Annotated in this window: 16 protein-coding genes; 15 read left to right on the forward strand and 1 reads right to left on the reverse strand. The window is 63.5% G+C overall.

The window, feature by feature from the left end; translation table 11 throughout:
* Positions 1-54: 54 nt before the first annotated feature.
* Both bamE and CXQ80_RS01110 read left to right on the forward strand, forming a co-directional pair.
* Complete coding sequence (gene bamE / locus CXQ80_RS01105; RefSeq protein WP_101315637.1) at positions 55-309, forward strand: outer membrane protein assembly factor BamE; 255 nt, start codon at positions 55-57, stop codon at positions 307-309.
* A complete protein-coding gene (locus tag CXQ80_RS01110; protein WP_101315639.1) occupies positions 306-878 on the forward strand; it encodes a lipocalin family protein in 573 nt (190 codons plus the stop codon). Before bamE ends, CXQ80_RS01110 begins: the two co-directional genes overlap by 4 nt.
* A 4-nt stretch (positions 879-882) precedes the next feature.
* On the opposite strand, the gene CXQ80_RS01115 is transcribed toward CXQ80_RS01110, so the two are convergent.
* Positions 883-2247 carry a formimidoylglutamate deiminase gene (locus tag CXQ80_RS01115; RefSeq protein ID WP_101315642.1) on the reverse strand — a complete coding sequence of 455 codons (1365 nt, stop codon included), beginning with the start codon at positions 2245-2247 and terminating at the stop codon, positions 883-885.
* A 145-nt stretch (positions 2248-2392) separates the two neighbouring features.
* On the opposite strand from CXQ80_RS01115, the gene hutC reads away from it, so the two are divergent.
* The 13 genes from hutC to CXQ80_RS01180 all read left to right on the forward strand — a co-directional run bounded on the left by hutC (position 2393) and on the right by CXQ80_RS01180 (position 18109).
* Entirely contained in the window at positions 2393-3103 is a 711-nt protein-coding gene (hutC, locus tag CXQ80_RS01120; protein ID WP_178080811.1) for a histidine utilization repressor, read from the forward strand.
* A complete protein-coding gene (locus tag CXQ80_RS01125; RefSeq protein ID WP_101315646.1) occupies positions 3100-3672 on the forward strand; it encodes a HutD family protein in 573 nt (190 codons plus the stop codon). The genes hutC and CXQ80_RS01125 overlap by 4 nt, the downstream gene beginning before the upstream one ends.
* Before the next feature lie 167 nt (positions 3673-3839).
* Positions 3840-5513, forward strand: coding sequence for a urocanate hydratase (gene hutU, locus CXQ80_RS01130; RefSeq protein ID WP_101315648.1), 1674 nt, complete (start codon positions 3840-3842; stop codon positions 5511-5513).
* 72 nt (positions 5514-5585) lie between these two features.
* The gene (gene hutH, locus CXQ80_RS01135; RefSeq protein WP_101315650.1) at positions 5586-7118 is read left to right on the forward strand and encodes a histidine ammonia-lyase; all 1533 of its coding nucleotides are present in this window, start codon (positions 5586-5588) and stop codon (positions 7116-7118) included.
* Positions 7119-7273: 155 nt separating this feature from the next.
* Complete coding sequence (locus CXQ80_RS01140; protein WP_101315652.1) at positions 7274-8677, forward strand: amino acid permease; 1404 nt, start codon at positions 7274-7276, stop codon at positions 8675-8677.
* A gap of 15 nt (positions 8678-8692) precedes the next feature.
* On the forward strand, positions 8693-9898 hold the full coding sequence (gene hutI / locus CXQ80_RS01145) for an imidazolonepropionase (RefSeq protein WP_101315654.1): 1206 nt from the start codon (positions 8693-8695) through the stop codon (positions 9896-9898).
* A 10-nt stretch (positions 9899-9908) separates the two neighbouring features.
* The gene (gene hutG / locus CXQ80_RS01150; protein WP_101315656.1) at positions 9909-10712 is read left to right on the forward strand and encodes an N-formylglutamate deformylase; all 804 of its coding nucleotides are present in this window, start codon (positions 9909-9911) and stop codon (positions 10710-10712) included.
* 25 nt (positions 10713-10737) lie between these two features.
* On the forward strand, positions 10738-10926 hold the full coding sequence (locus tag CXQ80_RS01155) for a hypothetical protein (protein ID WP_157831726.1): 189 nt from the start codon (positions 10738-10740) through the stop codon (positions 10924-10926).
* Between the two features lie 165 nt (positions 10927-11091).
* Positions 11092-12063, forward strand: coding sequence for a prolyl aminopeptidase (gene pip, locus CXQ80_RS01160; RefSeq protein WP_101315661.1), 972 nt, complete (start codon positions 11092-11094; stop codon positions 12061-12063).
* The gene (gene dtd, locus CXQ80_RS01165; RefSeq protein WP_101315663.1) at positions 12060-12497 is read left to right on the forward strand and encodes a D-aminoacyl-tRNA deacylase; all 438 of its coding nucleotides are present in this window, start codon (positions 12060-12062) and stop codon (positions 12495-12497) included. The genes pip and dtd overlap by 4 nt, the downstream gene beginning before the upstream one ends.
* A gap of 263 nt (positions 12498-12760) precedes the next feature.
* A complete protein-coding gene (locus CXQ80_RS01170; RefSeq protein ID WP_256585655.1) occupies positions 12761-14476 on the forward strand; it encodes a glucan biosynthesis protein G in 1716 nt (571 codons plus the stop codon).
* Positions 14469-17033: a glucans biosynthesis glucosyltransferase MdoH gene (mdoH, locus tag CXQ80_RS01175; RefSeq protein ID WP_101315667.1), complete on the forward strand. Its 2565-nt coding sequence runs from the start codon at positions 14469-14471 to the stop codon at positions 17031-17033. Before CXQ80_RS01170 ends, mdoH begins: the two co-directional genes overlap by 8 nt.
* Positions 17034-17311: 278 nt before the next feature.
* Positions 17312-18109, forward strand: a complete 798-nt coding sequence (locus tag CXQ80_RS01180; RefSeq protein ID WP_101322924.1) for a transporter substrate-binding domain-containing protein — start codon at positions 17312-17314, stop codon at positions 18107-18109.
* Positions 18110-18152: the final 43 nt, after the last annotated feature.

Genomic DNA, 18152 nt, shown 5'->3' on the forward strand with positions numbered 1-18152 from the left:
TCCAAGGTCTCCACAGGCGCCTCGCCTGATGTCCGTGTCCAGGAGTGTCCCTTCATGTCGTTGCGTTCCCTCGCCCTGTTGTCGTTGTGCGTCGTGCTGACTGCGTGCAGCAAGATCAACCAGGAAAATTACTCCAAACTCAGCGCCGGCATGAACCGCGCGGCGGTCGAACAACTGCTGGGTACACCTACCGAGTGCTCGGGCGCGCTGGGCATGAGCAGTTGCACCTGGGGTGACCAGAACAGCTTCATCAGTGTGCAGTATGCAGCGGACAAAGTATTGATGTACTCCGGGCAGGGCCTTAAATGAGGCACGTGAGTCTGCTGCTTGGGCTGTGCCTGAGCCTGTTGCTGGGCGGCTGCGCCACGGGTAGCCATGACCCGTTGGCGCCGAAGACGGCAGGCGCCGTCGACCTCAAGCGCTATCAGGGCAAATGGTTCGAGCTGGCCCGCCTGCCGATGTACTTCCAGCGCGACTGCGCGCAATCCGAGGCGCATTACAACGCCCGGCCTGATGGCAGCATCGGCGTGCTCAACCGTTGCCGCATGCTCGACGGCCAGTGGATCCGTGCCGAAGGCAGCGCCACGCCGCAGGAGCCCGGGCATACCGACAAGCTCTGGGTCGAGTTCGACAACTGGTTCACTCGCCTGGCGCCTGGTGTGGCCAAGGGCGAGTACTGGGTGTTGTACGTCGACTCGCGTTATCAGACCGCGTTGGTCGGCAGCCCGGACCGCAAGTACCTGTGGATCCTGTCGCGTACGCCGAGCCTGCCGGCCTGGGAGCGCGAGAGCCTGCTGGCCAAGGCGCGTCAGCAAGGCTACGACACCAATCGCCTGATCTGGCGCGTAGCCGACCGCGACATCGCCGCCGCACACTGAGCCCTCAGCCAAGCAACTGGCCGAGCACCTCGGCAAACGCTCGGTTGCTCTCGGCTTCCTGAGCATGGCGGCCCTGGCGCACCACCCACGCGCCGTTGACCATCACGTCGCGGATCTGGCGGTCGCCGCCGGCAAACAGCCAGCGGTTGAGAATGGCGTCGCCTTCGGCAGTAGCGATGTACGGGTCCTCACCGTCGAGCACCAGCCAGTCCGCGCGCTTGCCCACCGTCAACTCGCCGATCGGCTGCCCCAGGGCTTGCGCGCCACCGCTGAGCGCTGCGTCATAAAGGGTGCGGCCAACCATTGGCTGGTCGCTGCGATAGAGCCGATTGCGGCGCTGATCACGCAGTCGCTGGCCGTATTCGAGCCAGCGCAGTTCCTCGACCACGCTGAGTGACACGTGGCTGTCCGATCCAATCCCCATGCGCCCGCCCCGAGCCAGGTAGTCGACCGCGGGGAAGATGCCGTCGCCCAGGTTGGCCTCGGTGGTCAGGCACAAACCAGCTACCGCGCCGCTTTCGGCCATCGCTGCGACCTCGTCCGGCGCTGCGTGGGTGGCATGTACCAGACACCAGCGGCGGTCGACCTCGACGTTTTCATATAGCCATTGCAGCGGACGACGCCCGCTCCAGGCCAGGCAGTCGTCGACTTCCTTTTGCTGCTCAGCGATGTGAATGTGTACCGGGCAGTCCTGCTCGCCGCTGGCCAGCACCGTGGCAATCTGCTCGGGAGTGACCGCGCGCAGCGAGTGGAAGCACAAGCCCAGGCGCTGCGCCGGTTGTGCCGCCAGCACTGGCTTGAGCTGTTCGTGCAGGCGCAGGTATTGCTCGCTGCTATTGATAAAGCGGCGTTGGCCCTCGCTGGCGGACTGGCCGCCGAATCCTGCGTGGCTGTACAGCACCGGCAACAACGTCAGGCCAATCCCGGCGGCGCTGGCGGCGGCACTGATGCGCCGTGACAGCTCGGCCGGATCGGCATAGCGCTGGCCATCGCGATCGTGGTGCACGTAATGGAACTCGGCGACCGAGGTATAGCCGGCCTTGAGCATCTCGATGTACAGCTGGCGGGCGATGACCTGCAGTTGTTCCGGGCTGATCTGGCCAACCATGCGGTACATCAGCTCGCGCCAGGTCCAGAAGCTGTCGTTGGGGTTGCCGGCCACTTCTGCCAGGCCCGCCATGGCGCGCTGGAAGGCGTGCGAATGAAGGTTGGGCATGCCCGGCAGCAGCGGCCCGGCCAGGCGCTCGGCGCCGTCTGCCGAGGCATCGACCTGCAGGCTGGCAAGCTGGCCTTGGGCGTCGACCTCTAGACGGACGTTGCGCGCCCAACCGCTGGGGAGCAGGGCGCGCTCGGCAAAGTACACGGACATGTAAGCATCTTCCTGTTCTTGTAAGCTTGTATATACATATACAGGCGTTTGCCTGCCCGGTAAACTGCGGCAAGCTACTGCTCACTCAAACCGCACAAGGATCAAAGCCGTGCCGACACCTCCTGTCTCCGCGCTGGTTGCCCAGATGGGCGAAGGGCCGGCGCCGCTGTATGCCCGGGTCAAACAGATGATCGTCCAGCAGATCGAAAACGGCAGCTGGCCGCCGCATCACCGGGTGCCGTCCGAGAGCGAGCTGGTCAACCAGCTGGGTTTCAGCCGTATGACCATCAACCGCGCCCTGCGCGAGCTGACTGCTGACGGGTTGCTGGTGCGCATGCAGGGGGTCGGCACGTTCGTCGCCGAGCCCAAGAGCCGTTCCGCGCTGTTCGAGGTCAACAACATTGCCGACGAGATCGCCGGCCGTGGCCATCAGCATAGTTGCCAGGTGATCGTACTCGGCGAAGAGGCCGCAGGTTCCGAGCGCGCCCTGGCGCTGGATATGCGCGAAGGCCAGCGAGTATTCCACTCGTTGATCGTGCACTACGAAAACGGCGTGCCGGTGCAGATCGAGGATCGCTACGTCAACGCCGCGATTGCCCCGGACTACCTCAAGCAGGACTTTACCCGGCAGACACCCTATGCCTACCTGTCGCAGGTGGCGCCACTGACTGAAGGCGAGCACGTGGTCGAGGCGATTCTGGCCGAGCCGGACGAGTGCCGGCTGCTGCAGATCGATGCCGGCGAGCCATGCCTGCTGATCCGCCGCCGCACCTGGTCGGGTCGCCAGCCGGTCACCGCCGCGCGCCTGATTCACCCCGGTTCCCGCCATCGCCTGGAAGGACGCTTCAGCAAATGAGCCAGATGCAGTTGCTACACGCGGCGGATTACCCGCGCATGCCATGGAAGAACGGCGGCGGGTTTACCGAAGAGATCGCCCGCGATGCTGGCGATGGCCTGGATGGATTTGGCTGGCGCCTGTCGATTGCCGATATCGAAGAGTCGGGCGGCTTTTCCAGCTTTGCCGGGTACCAGCGGATCATCAGTGTGCTGCAGGGGGATGGCATGCGTCTGGTGGTCGACGGCCAGCTCAGCCGGCCGTTGCTGGCGTTCGATGCGTTTGCCTTCGGCGGCGAGAGCCAGGTTCAGTGCAAGCTGCTGGGCGGGATGATCCGCGACTTCAACCTGATCTACGCGCCGCAGCGCTATCGGGCGCGGTTGCAGTGGTTCGATGGCACCAGCCGCCTGTATAGCTCGGCGTCGACGCTGTTGCTGTTTGCCGCTGGTAGCCAGGTTGAAGTGCAGATGGCCGAGCGCGAGCTGCAGCGGCTTGGGTTGTATGACTGTTTGCGCCTGGAGGGCAACGACGGGTTGCTGGAGTTGGACGTGCAGGGGCGGTTTTGCCTGATTGAATTGATCACGGTTTGAGATTGCCGGGGCGCCGGACCGGTCGGAAAGGGGTGCGTAGCGCCCCCGGCTATCTAACGGCGAGCTCCGAATAATTTGGTTGTCCATGCTTGTACATACAAGTAAAGGTGTGTTTGTATATTACTCATCGACACCCCGCCGTCGGATGACCGCAAAGGACCTCTCCCGTGACTGACAACAACAAATACCGTGACGTAGAAATCCGTGCCCCACGTGGCAACAAGCTGACCGCCAAAAGCTGGCTGACCGAAGCGCCGCTGCGCATGCTGATGAACAACCTCGACCCACAAGTGGCCGAGAACCCCAAGGAGCTGGTGGTGTACGGCGGCATCGGCCGTGCTGCGCGCAACTGGGAGAGCTACGACAAGATCGTCGAGACCCTGACCCGCCTGGAAGACGACGAGACCCTGCTGGTCCAGTCGGGCAAGCCGGTGGGCGTGTTCAAGACCCACAGCAACGCCCCGCGTGTGCTGATCGCCAACTCCAACCTGGTGCCGCACTGGGCCAACTGGGAACACTTCAACGAACTGGATGCCAAGGGTCTGGCCATGTACGGCCAGATGACCGCAGGCAGCTGGATCTACATCGGCAGCCAGGGCATCGTCCAGGGCACCTATGAAACCTTCGTCGAGGCCGGCCGCCAGCATTACAACGGCAGCCTCAAAGGCAAGTGGGTGCTCACTGCCGGCCTCGGCGGCATGGGTGGCGCACAGCCGCTGGCCGCAACCCTGGCCGGTGCCTGCTCGCTGAACATCGAGTGCCAGCAGAGCCGTATCGACTTCCGCCTGAGCAGCCGTTATGTCGACGAACAGGCCAGCGACCTCGATGACGCCCTGGCGCGCATCGCCAAATACACCCAGGAAGGCAAGGCGATCTCGATTGCCCTGCTCGGCAACGCTGCCGAAATCCTGCCTGAGCTGGTCAAGCGTGGCGTGCGCCCGGACATGGTTACCGACCAGACCAGCGCCCACGACCCGCTCAACGGCTACCTGCCTGCTGGCTGGAGCTGGGAGCAGTACCGCGACCGTGCGCAGACCGACCCGGCGGCAGTGGTCAAGGCCGCCAAGCAGTCGATGGCGGTGCACGTCAAAGCCATGCTCGACTTCCAACAGCAAGGCGTGCCGACCTTCGACTACGGCAACAATATTCGCCAGATGGCCATGGAGGAGGGCGTCAGCAATGCCTTCGACTTCCCCGGTTTCGTTCCGGCCTATATCCGCCCGCTGTTCTGCCGCGGCGTAGGTCCGTTCCGCTGGGTGGCACTGTCGGGTGACGCCGAAGACATCTACAAGACCGACGCCAAGGTCAAGGAGCTGATCGCCGACGACGCCCATCTGCACCGTTGGCTGGACATGGCCCGTGAGCGCATCAGCTTCCAGGGTCTGCCGGCGCGGATCTGCTGGGTTGGCCTGGGCCAGCGTGCCAAGCTCGGCCTGGCCTTCAACGAGATGGTCCGCAGCGGTGAGTTGTCGGCACCGATCGTGATCGGCCGCGACCACCTCGACTCTGGTTCGGTGTCCAGCCCCAACCGCGAAACCGAATCGATGCAGGATGGCTCCGACGCCGTGTCCGACTGGCCGCTGCTCAACGCCTTGCTCAACACCGCGAGCGGCGCGACCTGGGTGTCGCTGCACCACGGCGGCGGCGTTGGCATGGGCTTCTCGCAGCACTCGGGTATGGTCATCGTCTGTGATGGCAGCGATGAAGCTGCCGAGCGTATTGCTCGCGTACTGACCAACGACCCGGGCACCGGCGTCATGCGCCACGCCGATGCGGGCTACCAGATCGCCGTTGACTGCGCCAACCAGCAGGGCCTCGATCTGCCGATGATCAACGGCTGATCAGCCGCCGCCGACAACGCCGATACTGAATAACAAGAAGGGGCCTGCGGGCCCCGCCAATGGAGTAGCGAAGTGACCGAACTGACCCTCAAGCCCGGTACCCTGACCCTGGCCCAGCTGCGCGCCATTCATGCCGCACCCGTCAAGCTGCGCCTGGACGACAGCGCGGGCCCGGCGATCGATGCCAGCGTCGCTTGTGTCGAGCAGATTCTCGCCGAAGACCGCACCGCCTACGGCATCAACACCGGTTTCGGTCTGCTGGCCTCGACCCGCATCGCCCGTGAAGACCTCGAGAACCTGCAGCGTTCACTGGTGTTGTCGCACGCCGCCGGTATCGGCGCGCCGCTGGACGACGCTCTCGTACGGCTGATCATGGTGCTCAAGATCAACAGCCTCAGCCGTGGTTTCTCCGGCATTCGGCGCAAGGTCATCGATGCGCTGATCAGCCTGGTCAACGCCGAAGTCTATCCGCACATTCCGCTGAAAGGCTCGGTCGGCGCCTCCGGCGACCTCGCGCCGCTGGCGCACATGTCACTGGTGCTGCTCGGCGAGGGCAAGGCTCGATACAAGGGGCAGTGGCTGGAAGCTAACGAAGCACTGGCTGTGGCCGGCCTCGAACCGCTGACCCTGGCCGCCAAAGAGGGCCTGGCCTTGCTCAACGGCACCCAGGCGTCTACCGCTTATGCCCTGCGCGGCTTGTTCCACGCTGAAGACCTGTTTGCCGCCGCGATCACCTGCGGCGGCCTGACCGTCGAAGCCGCGCTGGGCTCGCGCTCGCCGTTCGATGCGCGCATCCATGAAGTGCGCGGCCAGCGCGGCCAGATTGACGCCGCGGCCTGCTACCGTGACCTGCTCGGTGACTCGACCGAAGTGTCGCGCTCCCACGAAAACTGCGGCAAGGTCCAGGACCCGTACTCGCTGCGTTGCCAGCCACAGGTGATGGGCGCTTGCCTGACCCAGTTGCGTCAGGCCGCGGAAGTGCTGGCGATCGAGTCCAACGCTGTCTCCGACAACCCGCTGGTGTTCGCCGCCGAAGGTGATGTGATTTCCGGCGGCAACTTCCACGCCGAGCCGGTGGCCATGGCCGCTGACAACCTGGCCCTGGCGATTGCCGAGATCGGTTCGCTGAGCGAGCGTCGCATTTCGCTGATGATGGACAAGCACATGTCCCAGCTGCCGCCGTTCCTCGTCGAAAACGGTGGGGTCAACTCCGGTTTCATGATCGCCCAGGTCACCGCCGCAGCATTGGCCAGTGAGAACAAGGCGCTGTCGCACCCACACAGCGTCGACAGCCTGCCGACCTCGGCCAACCAGGAAGACCACGTGTCGATGGCGCCGGCAGCAGGCAAGCGCCTGTGGGAAATGGCCGAGAACACGCGTGGCGTGCTTGCCATCGAATGGCTCGGTGCCTGCCAGGGCCTGGACCTGCGCAAGGGCCTGAAAACCTCGGCCAAGCTGGAGCAGGCGCGCCGCGCCCTGCGTGCCAAGGTTGCCCACTACGAGCGTGACCGGTTCTTCTCGCCGGATATCGAAATGGCCAGCGCGCTGCTGGCCGAAGGCACGCTGACCGGGTTGTTGCCGGCTGGAGTATTGCCAAGCCTGTGAAAAGCTGGGGGCCTGCTGCGCAGGCCTTCGCGGGTGAACCCGCTCCCACAGGATTTGCAGCGCCGCCGTAACCTGTGGGAGCGGGTTCACCCGCGAAGGGCCGCAAAGCGGCCCCCAACGCGCTAATCCGTCCATAAAAATAAAAGGGACGCAGCATGCAACAATCTCAAGGTCTAAAACGCGGGCTGACGTCCCGCCACATCCGTTTCATGGCGCTCGGCTCGGCGATCGGCACCGGGCTGTTCTATGGCTCTGCCTCAGCCATCCAGATGGCCGGCCCAGCGGTACTGCTGGCCTACCTGATCGGTGGCGCCGCCGTGTTCATGGTCATGCGCGCGCTCGGCGAAATGGCCGTGCACAACCCGGTCGCCGGCTCCTTTGGCCAATACGCCAGTACCTACCTGGGGCCGATGTCCGGCTTTGTGCTGGGCTGGACCTACGCCTTCGAGATGATCATTGTCTGTATCGCCGACGTGACCGCCTTCGGTATCTACATGGGCTTCTGGTTCCCTGAAGTGGCGCGTTGGATCTGGGTGCTGGGCATCGTCTTCCTGATCGGCGGGCTCAACCTGTGCAACGTCAAAGTGTTCGGCGAGATGGAATTCTGGCTGTCGCTGCTCAAGGTCGGCGCGATTGTCGCGATGATCCTCGCCGGGCTTGGCATCATGGCCTTCGGCATGGGCCAGGTCGGTAGTGGCTCGGCGGTCGGCGTGAGCAACCTGTTCGAGCATGGCGGCTTCATGCCCAACGGCATTGCCGGGGTGATCGCCTCGTTTGCCGTGGTGATGTTCGCTTTTGGCGGTATCGAAATCATCGGTATCACTGCCGGCGAAGCGAAAGACCCGCAGCGTGTCATCCCCAAGGCAATCAATGCCGTGCCGCTGCGTATCCTGCTGTTCTACGTGCTCACCTTGTTTGTCTTGATGAGCCTGTACCCCTGGCCGCAGATCGGCAGCCAGGGCAGCCCGTTCGTGCAGATTTTCAGCAACCTCGGGATAGGCTCGGCCGCTGCCGTGCTCAACGTGGTGGTGATTTCTGCGGCAGTCTCGGCAATCAACAGCGACATCTTCGGTGCCGGCCGCATGATGTACGGCCTGGCGCAGCAAGGCCATGCCCCGCGTGGCTTTGCCCAGTTGTCCAAGCATGGTGTGCCGTGGCTGACGGTTGTGGTGATGGGCGCGGCGCTGCTGATCGGCGTGGTGCTCAACTATCTGATCCCGGAGAACGTGTTCCTGCTGATCGCCTCGATCGCCACTTTCGCCACGGTCTGGGTCTGGATGATGATCCTGCTCACTCAAGTGGCGATGCGCCGCAGCATGAGCCGTGAGGAAGCAGCCAAACTGAAGTTCCCGGTACCGTTCTGGCCCTATGGGCCGCCCCTGGCGATTGCCTTCATGGTGTTCATCTTTGGTGTGCTCGGCTACTTCCCGGATACTCAGGCTGCGTTGCTGGTCGGGGTGGTGTGGGTGGTGTTTCTGGTCGCGTCCTACCTGCTCTGGTGCAAGCCGCGTGCAGGTCAGGGTCAGTTGGCCGAGCAGCAGGCCGAGCTGCACCGCTAGTAACGGAGGAAGTGTATGGCAACGTTATGGCAGCACTGCCATGTGGCAAGCATGGTCGGCGGCAGCTATTCGATCATCGAGGATGCGGCGATCATCACCCGCGCCGGTCTGATCGAATGGATCGGCCCACGCGCCGAGCTGGCGCCACAGGCCGACCTGGAGACGGTCGATCTGGGCGGTGCCTGGGTCACCCCGGGGCTGATCGACTGCCACACCCATGCGGTGTTTGGCGGTAACCGCAGTGGCGAGTTCGAGCAGCGTTTGCAGGGTGTCAGCTATGCCGAGATTGCCGCCCAGGGCGGCGGCATTGCCAGCACCGTGCGTGCCACCCGCGCGGCCAGCGAAGAGCAGTTGCTGGCCAGCGCTCGGCAGCGGGTCGAGGCGTTGATGCGCGATGGGGTGACCACCCTTGAGATCAAGTCAGGCTACGGCCTGGACCTGGCCAACGAGCGCAAGATGTTGCGCGTGGCCCGGCGTCTGGGCGAAGCGCTACCGCTGACCGTGCGCAGCACCTGCCTGGCCGCTCACGCCTTGCCGCCGGAATATGCCGGGCGCGCCGATGACTACATCCAGCACATCTGCGATGAGCTGCTGCCAGCGTTGGCCGGCGAAGGCCTGGTCGATGCGGTCGATGCCTTCTGTGAACACCTGGCGTTCTCGCCGGCGCAGGTCGAGCGGGTGTTCATCAAGGCCCGCGAACTGGGCTTGCCGGTCAAGCTGCATGCCGAGCAGTTGTCATCGCTGCACGGCTCCAGCCTGGCTGCCCGTTATCACGCGCTGTCGGCCGATCACCTGGAGTTCATGACCGAAGACGACGCCATTGCCATGGCCGCGGCGGGCACCGTCGCGGTGCTGCTGCCGGGCGCGTTCTACTTCCTGCGCGAAACCCAGCTGCCACCGATGGACGCGCTGCGTCGGCACGGGGTGAAGATCGCTCTGGCCAGCGACCTCAACCCCGGCACCTCGCCTGGCCTGTCGCTGCGGCTGATGCTCAACATGGGCTGCACGCTGTTCCGCATGACCCCTGAAGAGGCGCTGGCCGGGGTTACTACGCATGCCGCCACGGCACTGGGCCTGGGCAGCACTCACGGCACGCTGGAAGCCGGCAAGGTCGCCGACTTTGTCGCCTGGCAGATTGAACGCCCGGCCGACCTCGCGTACTGGCTGGGCGGCGACTTGCCCAAGCGGGTAGTGCGCGGCGGTGTGCAATCAACTTTTTGAGCGAGGCCTCATGGACAACGTATTGAGCTTTCACCAAGGCCGCCTGCCGCTGCTGATCAGCATGCCCCACGCCGGCCTCGGTTTGACCGCCGCCGTGCGCGACGGCCTGGTCGAACAGGCGCGCAGCTTGCCCGATACCGACTGGCATATCCCACGGCTGTATGACTTCGCCCGTGAACTGGGTGCCAGCGTGGTCGCCGCGGAGTACTCGCGGTTCGTCATCGACCTCAATCGGCCAGAAGATGACCAGCCGTTGTATGCCGGGGCCACCACCGGGCTGTTTCCGGCCACCCTGTTCGACGGCGAGCCGCTGTTCGTTGCCGGCCTTGCGCCGTCTGCGGCGCAGCGGGCGGAGTATCTCGAGCAGATCTGGCGCCCCTACCACGACACCCTGCGCGGGGAACTGGCGCGTCTGCGTGAAGAGTTCGGCTATGCACTGCTGTGGGATGCACATTCGATCCGCTCGCACATCCCGCACCTGTTCGACGGCAAGCTGCCGGACTTCAACTTCGGTACCTTCAATGGCGCCAGTTGCGACGCGGCACTGGCCGAGCAACTGCAGCGCACCTGCGCCCAGGCAGCGGGCTACAGTCATGTGCTCAATGGACGCTTCAAGGGCGGGCACATCACTCGTCACTACGGTGCCCCGGCCGAGCATGTGCACGCAGTGCAGCTGGAGCTGGCGCAGTGCACCTACATGAACGAAACCGAGCCGTTCGCCTATCGTGAAGACCTGGCCCAGCCAACTCAGGCAGTGCTGCGCCAGTTGCTCGAAGTGATGCTTGCCTGGGGGCAGGCGCGGTACGCGCGCTAAACGCGCACGGCGCAGGGCTGTGCAGTTGCTCGAGACCAGGCAGGCGCAGGTTTCACTCGGGCGCGGACGCCTGGTAAGCCTGCACTCCAGCGGCGGCGTCGCGCCGCAGGTATTTCAGATTGCCGTGCTGGTCGTGCACGCTGATGACGATGTTGTAGCCCTGCGCTACGGCGGCTTGCTGGGCCGCATCGGCCATCAGCAGGGCGACATGTAGGATTTTCTTAGGGTGTTTCCGGCTGTTGAAAGAGTGGGTCGCTACCCTGAAGGCGGCAGCACTGCGCAGGTGGCGCAGACTGTTAGCGTGTGTTGCCGATGCGCCCTGACATGATTCGGGTTTATGATGGCGGCAGCCGAAGAATAGCCCTTCATGGAGTGCGCAATGCAGACCCTGTACCCGCAGATCAAACCTTACGCCCGTCACGATCTGGCCGTGCAAGCGCCGCATGTGCTGTATGTCGACGAGAGCGGTTCGCCAGAAGGTCTGCCGGTGGTGTTCATCCACGGTGGTCCGGGTGCCGGCTGCGACGCGCAGAGCCGCTGCTATTTCGACCCGAACCTGTACCGCATCATTACCTTCGATCAGCGCGGCTGTGGCCGCTCCACCCCGCACGCCAGCCTGGAAAACAACACCACCTGGGACCTGGTCGAGGACATGGAGCGTATTCGCGAGCACCTGGGCATCGACAAATGGGTGCTGTTCGGCGGCTCATGGGGCTCGACCCTGGCCCTGGCCTACGCACAGAAGCACCCCGAGCGCGTGCACGGGCTGATCCTGCGCGGCATCTTTCTCGCCCGCGCCCAAGAGATCCGCTGGTTCTACCAGGAAGGCGCCAGCCGGCTGTTTCCTGACTACTGGCAGGACTACATTGCACCGATCCCGCACGACGAGCGTGGCGATCTGGTCACGGCCTTCCACAAGCGCCTGACCGGCAACGATCAGATCGCGCAGATGCACGCCGCCAAGGCCTGGTCGACCTGGGAAGGCCGCACCGCCACCCTGCGGCCCAATCCGCTGGTGGTCGATCGCTTCTCCGAGCCGCAGCGTGCACTGTCGATTGCCCGTATCGAATGCCACTATTTCACCAACGATGCCTTCCTCGAACCCGATCAGCTGATCCGCGACATGCCCCGCATCGCCCACCTGCCGGCGGTTATCGTGCATGGCCGCTATGATGTGATTTGCCCGCTGGACAACGCCTGGGAGCTGCACCAGGCCTGGCCCAACAGCGAGCTGAAAGTGATCCGCGACGCCGGCCACGCCGCGTCCGAACCGGGTATCACCGACGCGCTGGTGCGCGCCGCCGACCAGATGGCCCGGCGCTTGCTGGACCTGCCGTTGGAAGAAGCGTGAAGGCCCTGCTGCAGCGCGTGCAGAACGCCCGCGTCGAAGTTGCCGGCGAAGTGGTCGGTGCGGTCGAGCAGGGCTTGCTGGTATTGGTGGCGGTCGAGCCTGCAGATACGCGCGAGCATGCCGACAAACTGTTGCACAAGCTGCTTAACTACCGGGTGTTCAGTGATGCCGATGGCAAGATGAACCTGTCGCTCAAGGACATTGGCGGCGGCTTGCTGCTGGTGTCGCAGTTCACCCTGGCGGCCGATACCCGTAGTGGCATGCGCCCGGGCTTCTCGACCGCCGCGCCACCTGCACTTGGCGCTGAATTGTTCGAGTATCTGATGGGGCAGGCGCGGGCGTCACACGACGATGTAGCCAGTGGCCGTTTTGGCGCCGATATGCAGGTCCATCTGGTCAATGATGGCCCCGTAACATTTATGTTACAAATCTGAGGCGAAATAACCGCTTGTTTGTACAAAACAAGAGGGTTTTGACGATAAATAGTTGTTGCCGCCTGATGCGTTGTCACGCGGCCTGCTAGATAATCGCGCGGCTGTAGGGACCTGCGTTCGCAGGTTCGTTGTACCAAGACTTGAGGACTGTCTGGAGCCGTTTGGGGAATCATTGAGCCCTTACGGGGTCCGAACAGTGCTCGCCAACCCGGCATTTGTAGCTGGCCGTTGGTTTCATGATCTGTTTTCGGCGAGGGTTGCTCGTGATTGTAAGTCCCCGTAATGCACCAAAGATCCCCGGCAATCGGTTGCGTACCGCCCTGGCGGCTGGCGTGGCCTTGGTCGGCCTGCTGAGCGCGGGTCAGCTGTGGGCATTCAACCTTGACGATGTCGCCGCCAAGGCGAAGGATCTGGCCGGTCAGAAGTACGAAGCACCGAAGAGCAATCTGCCGGCGGTGTTCCGTGACATGAAGTACGCCGACTACCAGAAGATCCGCTTCCTCCAGGATAAAGCCGAGTGGGCTCAGGACAAGACCCCGTTCAAGCTGTCGTTCTATCACCAGGGCATGCACTTCGACACGCCGGTGAAAATCAACGAAGTCACTGCCTCCAAGGTTGAAGAGATTAAGTACGACGCCAGTCGTTTCGATTTCGGCGACGTGCCGCACGACGCCAAGACCGTGGAAAACCTCGGCTATGCCGGTTTCCGCGTGCTCTACCCGATCAACAAGGCTGACAAGCAAGACGAAATCATGACCTTGCTTGGCGCCAGCTACTTCCGCGTAGTCGGTAAGGGCCACGCCTACGGCCTTTCTGCACGTGGCCTGGCCATCGACACCGCGCTGCCGTCGGGTGAGGAATTCCCGCGTTTTACCGAATTCTGGGTCGAGAAGCCCAAGCCTGCCGACAAGCACCTGGTGATCTACGCCCTGCTTGATTCGCCGCGCTCCACCGGTGCCTACAAGCTGACCGTACGCCCGGGCAACGACACCATCGTCGACGTCAAATCGCGCATCTACCTGCGTGACCACGTCAGCCGTCTGGGCGTTGCACCGCTGACCAGCATGTATCTGTTCGGCCCTAACCAGCCGTCCAAAGTGCTCAACTACCGCCCAGCCCTGCACGACTCCGAAGGCCTGGCGATCCATGCAGCCAATGGTGAATGGCTGTGGCGTCCGCTGAACAACCCGCGCCACCTGGCCGTGAGCAACTTCAGCGTGGAAAACCCGCGTGGTTTCGGCCTGATGCAGCGCCACCGCGCCTTCAGCGACTATGAAGACCTCGACGACAACTACCAGAAGCGTCCAAGCGCCTGGATCGAGCCGCAAGGCGACTGGGGCAAGGGCACTGTCGATCTGGTCGAGATTCCGACCGCAGATGAAACCAACGACAACATCGTTGCCTTCTGGAGCCCGGAAACCCTGCCTGAGCCAGGCCAGTCAGCGGATTACAACTATCGCCTGCACTGGACCATCGACGAGGCCAAGTTCCAGGCCCCTGATCTGGGTTGGGTCAAGCAGACCCTGCGTTCCACCGGTGACGTCAAGCAGTCCAACCTGATCCGTCAGCCGGATGGCAGCGTAGCCTTCCTGGTCGATTTCGCAGGTCCCGTGCTTGCCGCTCTGCCTGAAGACAGCACCGTGCGCAGCCAGATCAGCGTTGGCGACAATGCCGAGGTGGTCGAGAACAACCTGCGCTACAACCCGGAAACCAAAGGCTGGCGCCTGACCCTGCGGTTGAAGATCCAGGATCCGAAGAAGTCCACCGAGATGCGTGCAGCGCTGCTGCAGGACGTCCCGGTAGAAGCGCCAAAACCGGCCAAGGACAGCAAGCATGCCAAGGCTGCGGCCAAGCATGCCAAGGCTGAAAAGCCTGCCGAGCAACCTGCTGCAGACGCGGCAGCCACCCCTGCGGCCCCGGCCACCACCGAAAAAGTGTTGACCGAGACCTGGACCTATCAGTTGCCTGCCGATGAGTAATTCGAACCTACGGCCAGTCTCGGTTGCCGAGTATCTGGCCCACCTGCCCCTGAGTGACGAGCAGCGCGCGCAACTGGCCGACTGCAACTCATTCAGCGAGCTGCACCAGCGTCTGGCGGCCGATCCGGCCGCCGGCTCTGCCGAGGCGTCGGTGGCTGCCCGCCTGACCGTCGGCAGTGCCGGCGAAATGGAAGAGGCCGAGATGCTCGGCGTTGACAGCAATGGCAACCTGAGCCTGAAGATCGCTCCGCCGATTACTCGCACCCGGGTGTTGCCAGAGCCATGGCGGACCAATGTGCTGGTGCGCATGTGGCGGCGCATGACCGGCCGCCCCAACGCCCCGCAACCACCCCAGCGCGAGCTGCCGGCGGCACGCTGGCGCTGGGTCGGCTCGATGCGCCGTTACATCCTGCTGACCTTGATGCTCGGCCAGACGATTGTTGCTGGCTGGTACATGAAGGGCATCCTGCCGTACCAGGGCTGGTCGTTCGTCGACCTTGACGAAGTGTTCAGCCAACCGCTGTGGGACACCGTGGTGCAGGTCTGGCCGTATGCCTTGCAGACCTCGATCCTGATCCTCTTCGGCATTCTCTTCTGTTGGGTTTCGGCCGGCTTCTGGACCGCCTTGATGGGCTTCCTGGAGTTGCTCACCGGGCGCGACAAGTACAAGATTTCCGGCAGCAGTGCCGGCAACGAGCCGATCGATGCCCAGGCGCGTACTGCGCTGGTCATGCCGATCTGCAACGAAGACGTGCCGCGGGTGTTCGCCGGCCTGCGCGCGACCTTCGAGTCGGTCGCCGCCTCGGGCAACCTCGACCGCTTCGACTTCTTTGTACTCAGCGACTCCAACGATCCGGATATCGCCGTGGCCGAGCAACAGGCCTGGCTTGAAGTGTGCCGCGAGGCCAAAGGCTTTGGCCGGATCTTCTATCGCCGCCGCCGCCGCCGCGTCAAACGCAAGAGTGGCAACCTCGACGACTTCTGCCGTCGCTGGGGCAGCGAGTACAAGTACATGGTCGTGCTTGACGCGGACAGCGTCATGAGCGGTGAATGCCTGAGCAGCCTGGTGCGCCTGATGGAGGCCAACCCGGACGCCGGTATCATCCAGACCGCGCCCAAGGCGTCGGGCATGGACACCCTGTATGCGCGTCTGCAGCAGTTCGCTACCCGCGTGTACGGCCCGCTGTTCACCGCTGGCCTGCACTTCTGGCAGCTGGGCGAATCGCACTACTGGGGGCACAACGCGATCATCCGCATGAAGCCCTTTATCGAGCACTGCGCGCTGGCGCCGTTGCCGGGTAAAGGTGCCTTTGCCGGCGCGATCCTCTCCCACGACTTCGTCGAAGCAGCGCTGATGCGCCGTGCCGGCTGGGGTGTGTGGATTGCCTATGACCTGGACGGCAGCTACGAAGAATTGCCACCCAACCTGCTCGACGAGCTCAAGCGTGACCGTCGCTGGTGCCACGGCAACCTGATGAACTTCCGCCTGTTCCTGGTAAAAGGCATGCACCCGGTGCACCGCGCGGTGTTCCTGACCGGGGTGATGTCGTACCTGTCCGCGCCGTTGTGGTTCTTCTTCCTGGTGCTGTCGACGGCGTTGCTGGCGACCAACACCTTGATGGAGCCGCAATACTTCGTTGAGCCGTTCCAGCTGTACCCGCTGTGGCCGCAATGGCACCCGGAGAAGGCCATTGCGCTGTTCTCCACCACGGTGGTGTTGCTGTTCCTGCCCAAGCTTTTGAGCATCATCCTGATCTGGGCCAAGGGCGCTACCGAATTCGGTGGGCGCTTCAAGGTGACCGTGTCGATGCTGATCGAGATGCTGTTCTCGATGCTGCTGGCGCCGGTACGGATGATCTTCCACACCCGCTTCGTGCTTGCCGCGTTCCTCGGCTGGGCAGCGACCTGGAACTCGCCGCAGCGTGATGACGACTCCACGCCGTGGAGCGAAGCGGTGCGTCGGCATGGTCCGCAGACCCTGCTCGGTGTGGCCTGGACGGTGCTGGTAGCCTGGCTCAACCCAAGCTTCCTGTGGTGGCTGGTGCCGATTGTTGGTTCGCTGATGCTGTCGATTCCGGTATCGGTGATTTCCAGCCGCGTGGGCCTCGGTCTGCGCGCCAAGGACGAGAAGCTGTTCCTGATTCCTGAGGAATACGCCACGCCAACCGAGCTGCTCGCCACTGACCAGTACACCCACGAGAACCGTTGGCATGCATTGAACGACGGCTTCGTGCGGGCTGTGGTCGACCCGCGGCAGAATGCGCTGGCCTGCGCCATGGGCACTGCCCGGCATGGCCAGTCGGCGGCGATCGAGGCACTGCGTGAAGAGCGCATCGCCAAGGCGCTGGAAGTCGGCCCGGCCGCGCTGGATGGCAATACGCGCCTGGCGCTGTTGAGCGACCCGGTCGCGCTGTCGCGTCTGCACGAGCGGGTCTGGGCTGGCGAACATGCAGCCTGGATCGACGCCTGGCGCAGTTCGATCAACAGCGATCCGCATTCGCCGTTGTTGCCGTTGCATCCCGAGGGTGATGGGCAGCCGACGTTGGTCGGCGCCTGATACAACCCTGAGGGCCGCGCTGCGGCCCTTTTCGCGACACAAGGCCGCTCCTACAGGCAGCGCCATCCCGTGTAGGAGCGGCCTTGTGTCGCGAAAAGGGCGCAGAGCGCCCTCCAGGGCCGCCGAGATACGCATTCTTTTTGGCCAACAAAGTCCCCCCCAGCTCTAGGTCCCCGGCCGCGCATGCGTTAGCATCGCTTCCGGTATTCCGAGCAGGCCAGTACGGCCGTGCCAACAATAAGATTCGTACTCTTTCTTTGCTAGGGGACTTGGTGATGATGAAGAAATACCTGTCGCGACTGCTGGTCGGCGTCACGGCGCTGGTCGCGGTGACTGCGGCCCAGGCCGGCGCCATCGACGATGCGGTCAAGAGCGGCACCCTGCGGGTCGGTATGGACCCTACCTACATGCCGTTCCAGATGACCAACAAGCGTGGCGAGATCATCGGCTTTGAAGTCGATATCCTCAAAGCCATGGCCAAGTCCATGGGCGTCAAGCTGGAGACCGTCTCCACCGCCTACGACGGCATCATCCCGGCTCTCCTGACCAACAAGTTCGACATGATCGGCAGCGGCATGACCCTGACTCAGGAACGCAACCTGCGCCTGAACTTCAGCGAACCGTTCATCGTGGTCGGCCAGACCCTGCTGATCCGCAAGGAGCTGGCGGGCGAGATCAAGTCGTACAAGGACCTGAACAGCGACAAGTACCGCATCACCTCCAAGCTCGGCACCACCGGCGAGATGGTGTCCAAGAAGCTCATCAGCAAAGCCAAGTACCACGGCTATGACAACGAGCAGGAAGCGGTCATGGACGTGGTCAACGGCAAGGCCGATGCCTTTGTCTACGACGCCCCTTACAACGTGGTGGCGGTCGAGAAGGCCGGCGCTGGCAAGCTGCTGTTCCTCGAAGAACCCTTCACCTACGAGCCACTGGCATTCGGCTTGAAGAAAGGCGACTACGACAGCATCAACTTCATCAACAACTTCCTGCACCAGATCAAGCACGACGGCACCTATGATCGGATCCACGACAAGTGGTTCAAGAACAAGGACTGGCTCAAGGAAATGGAATAAGGGCCCAGGCCACAAGCCCAGGCTTTGACCCCCGACGCGCAGG

The organism is Pseudomonas sp. 02C 26 (assembly GCF_002843585.1).
GTDB classification, from domain to species: domain Bacteria; phylum Pseudomonadota; class Gammaproteobacteria; order Pseudomonadales; family Pseudomonadaceae; genus Aquipseudomonas; species Aquipseudomonas shirazensis.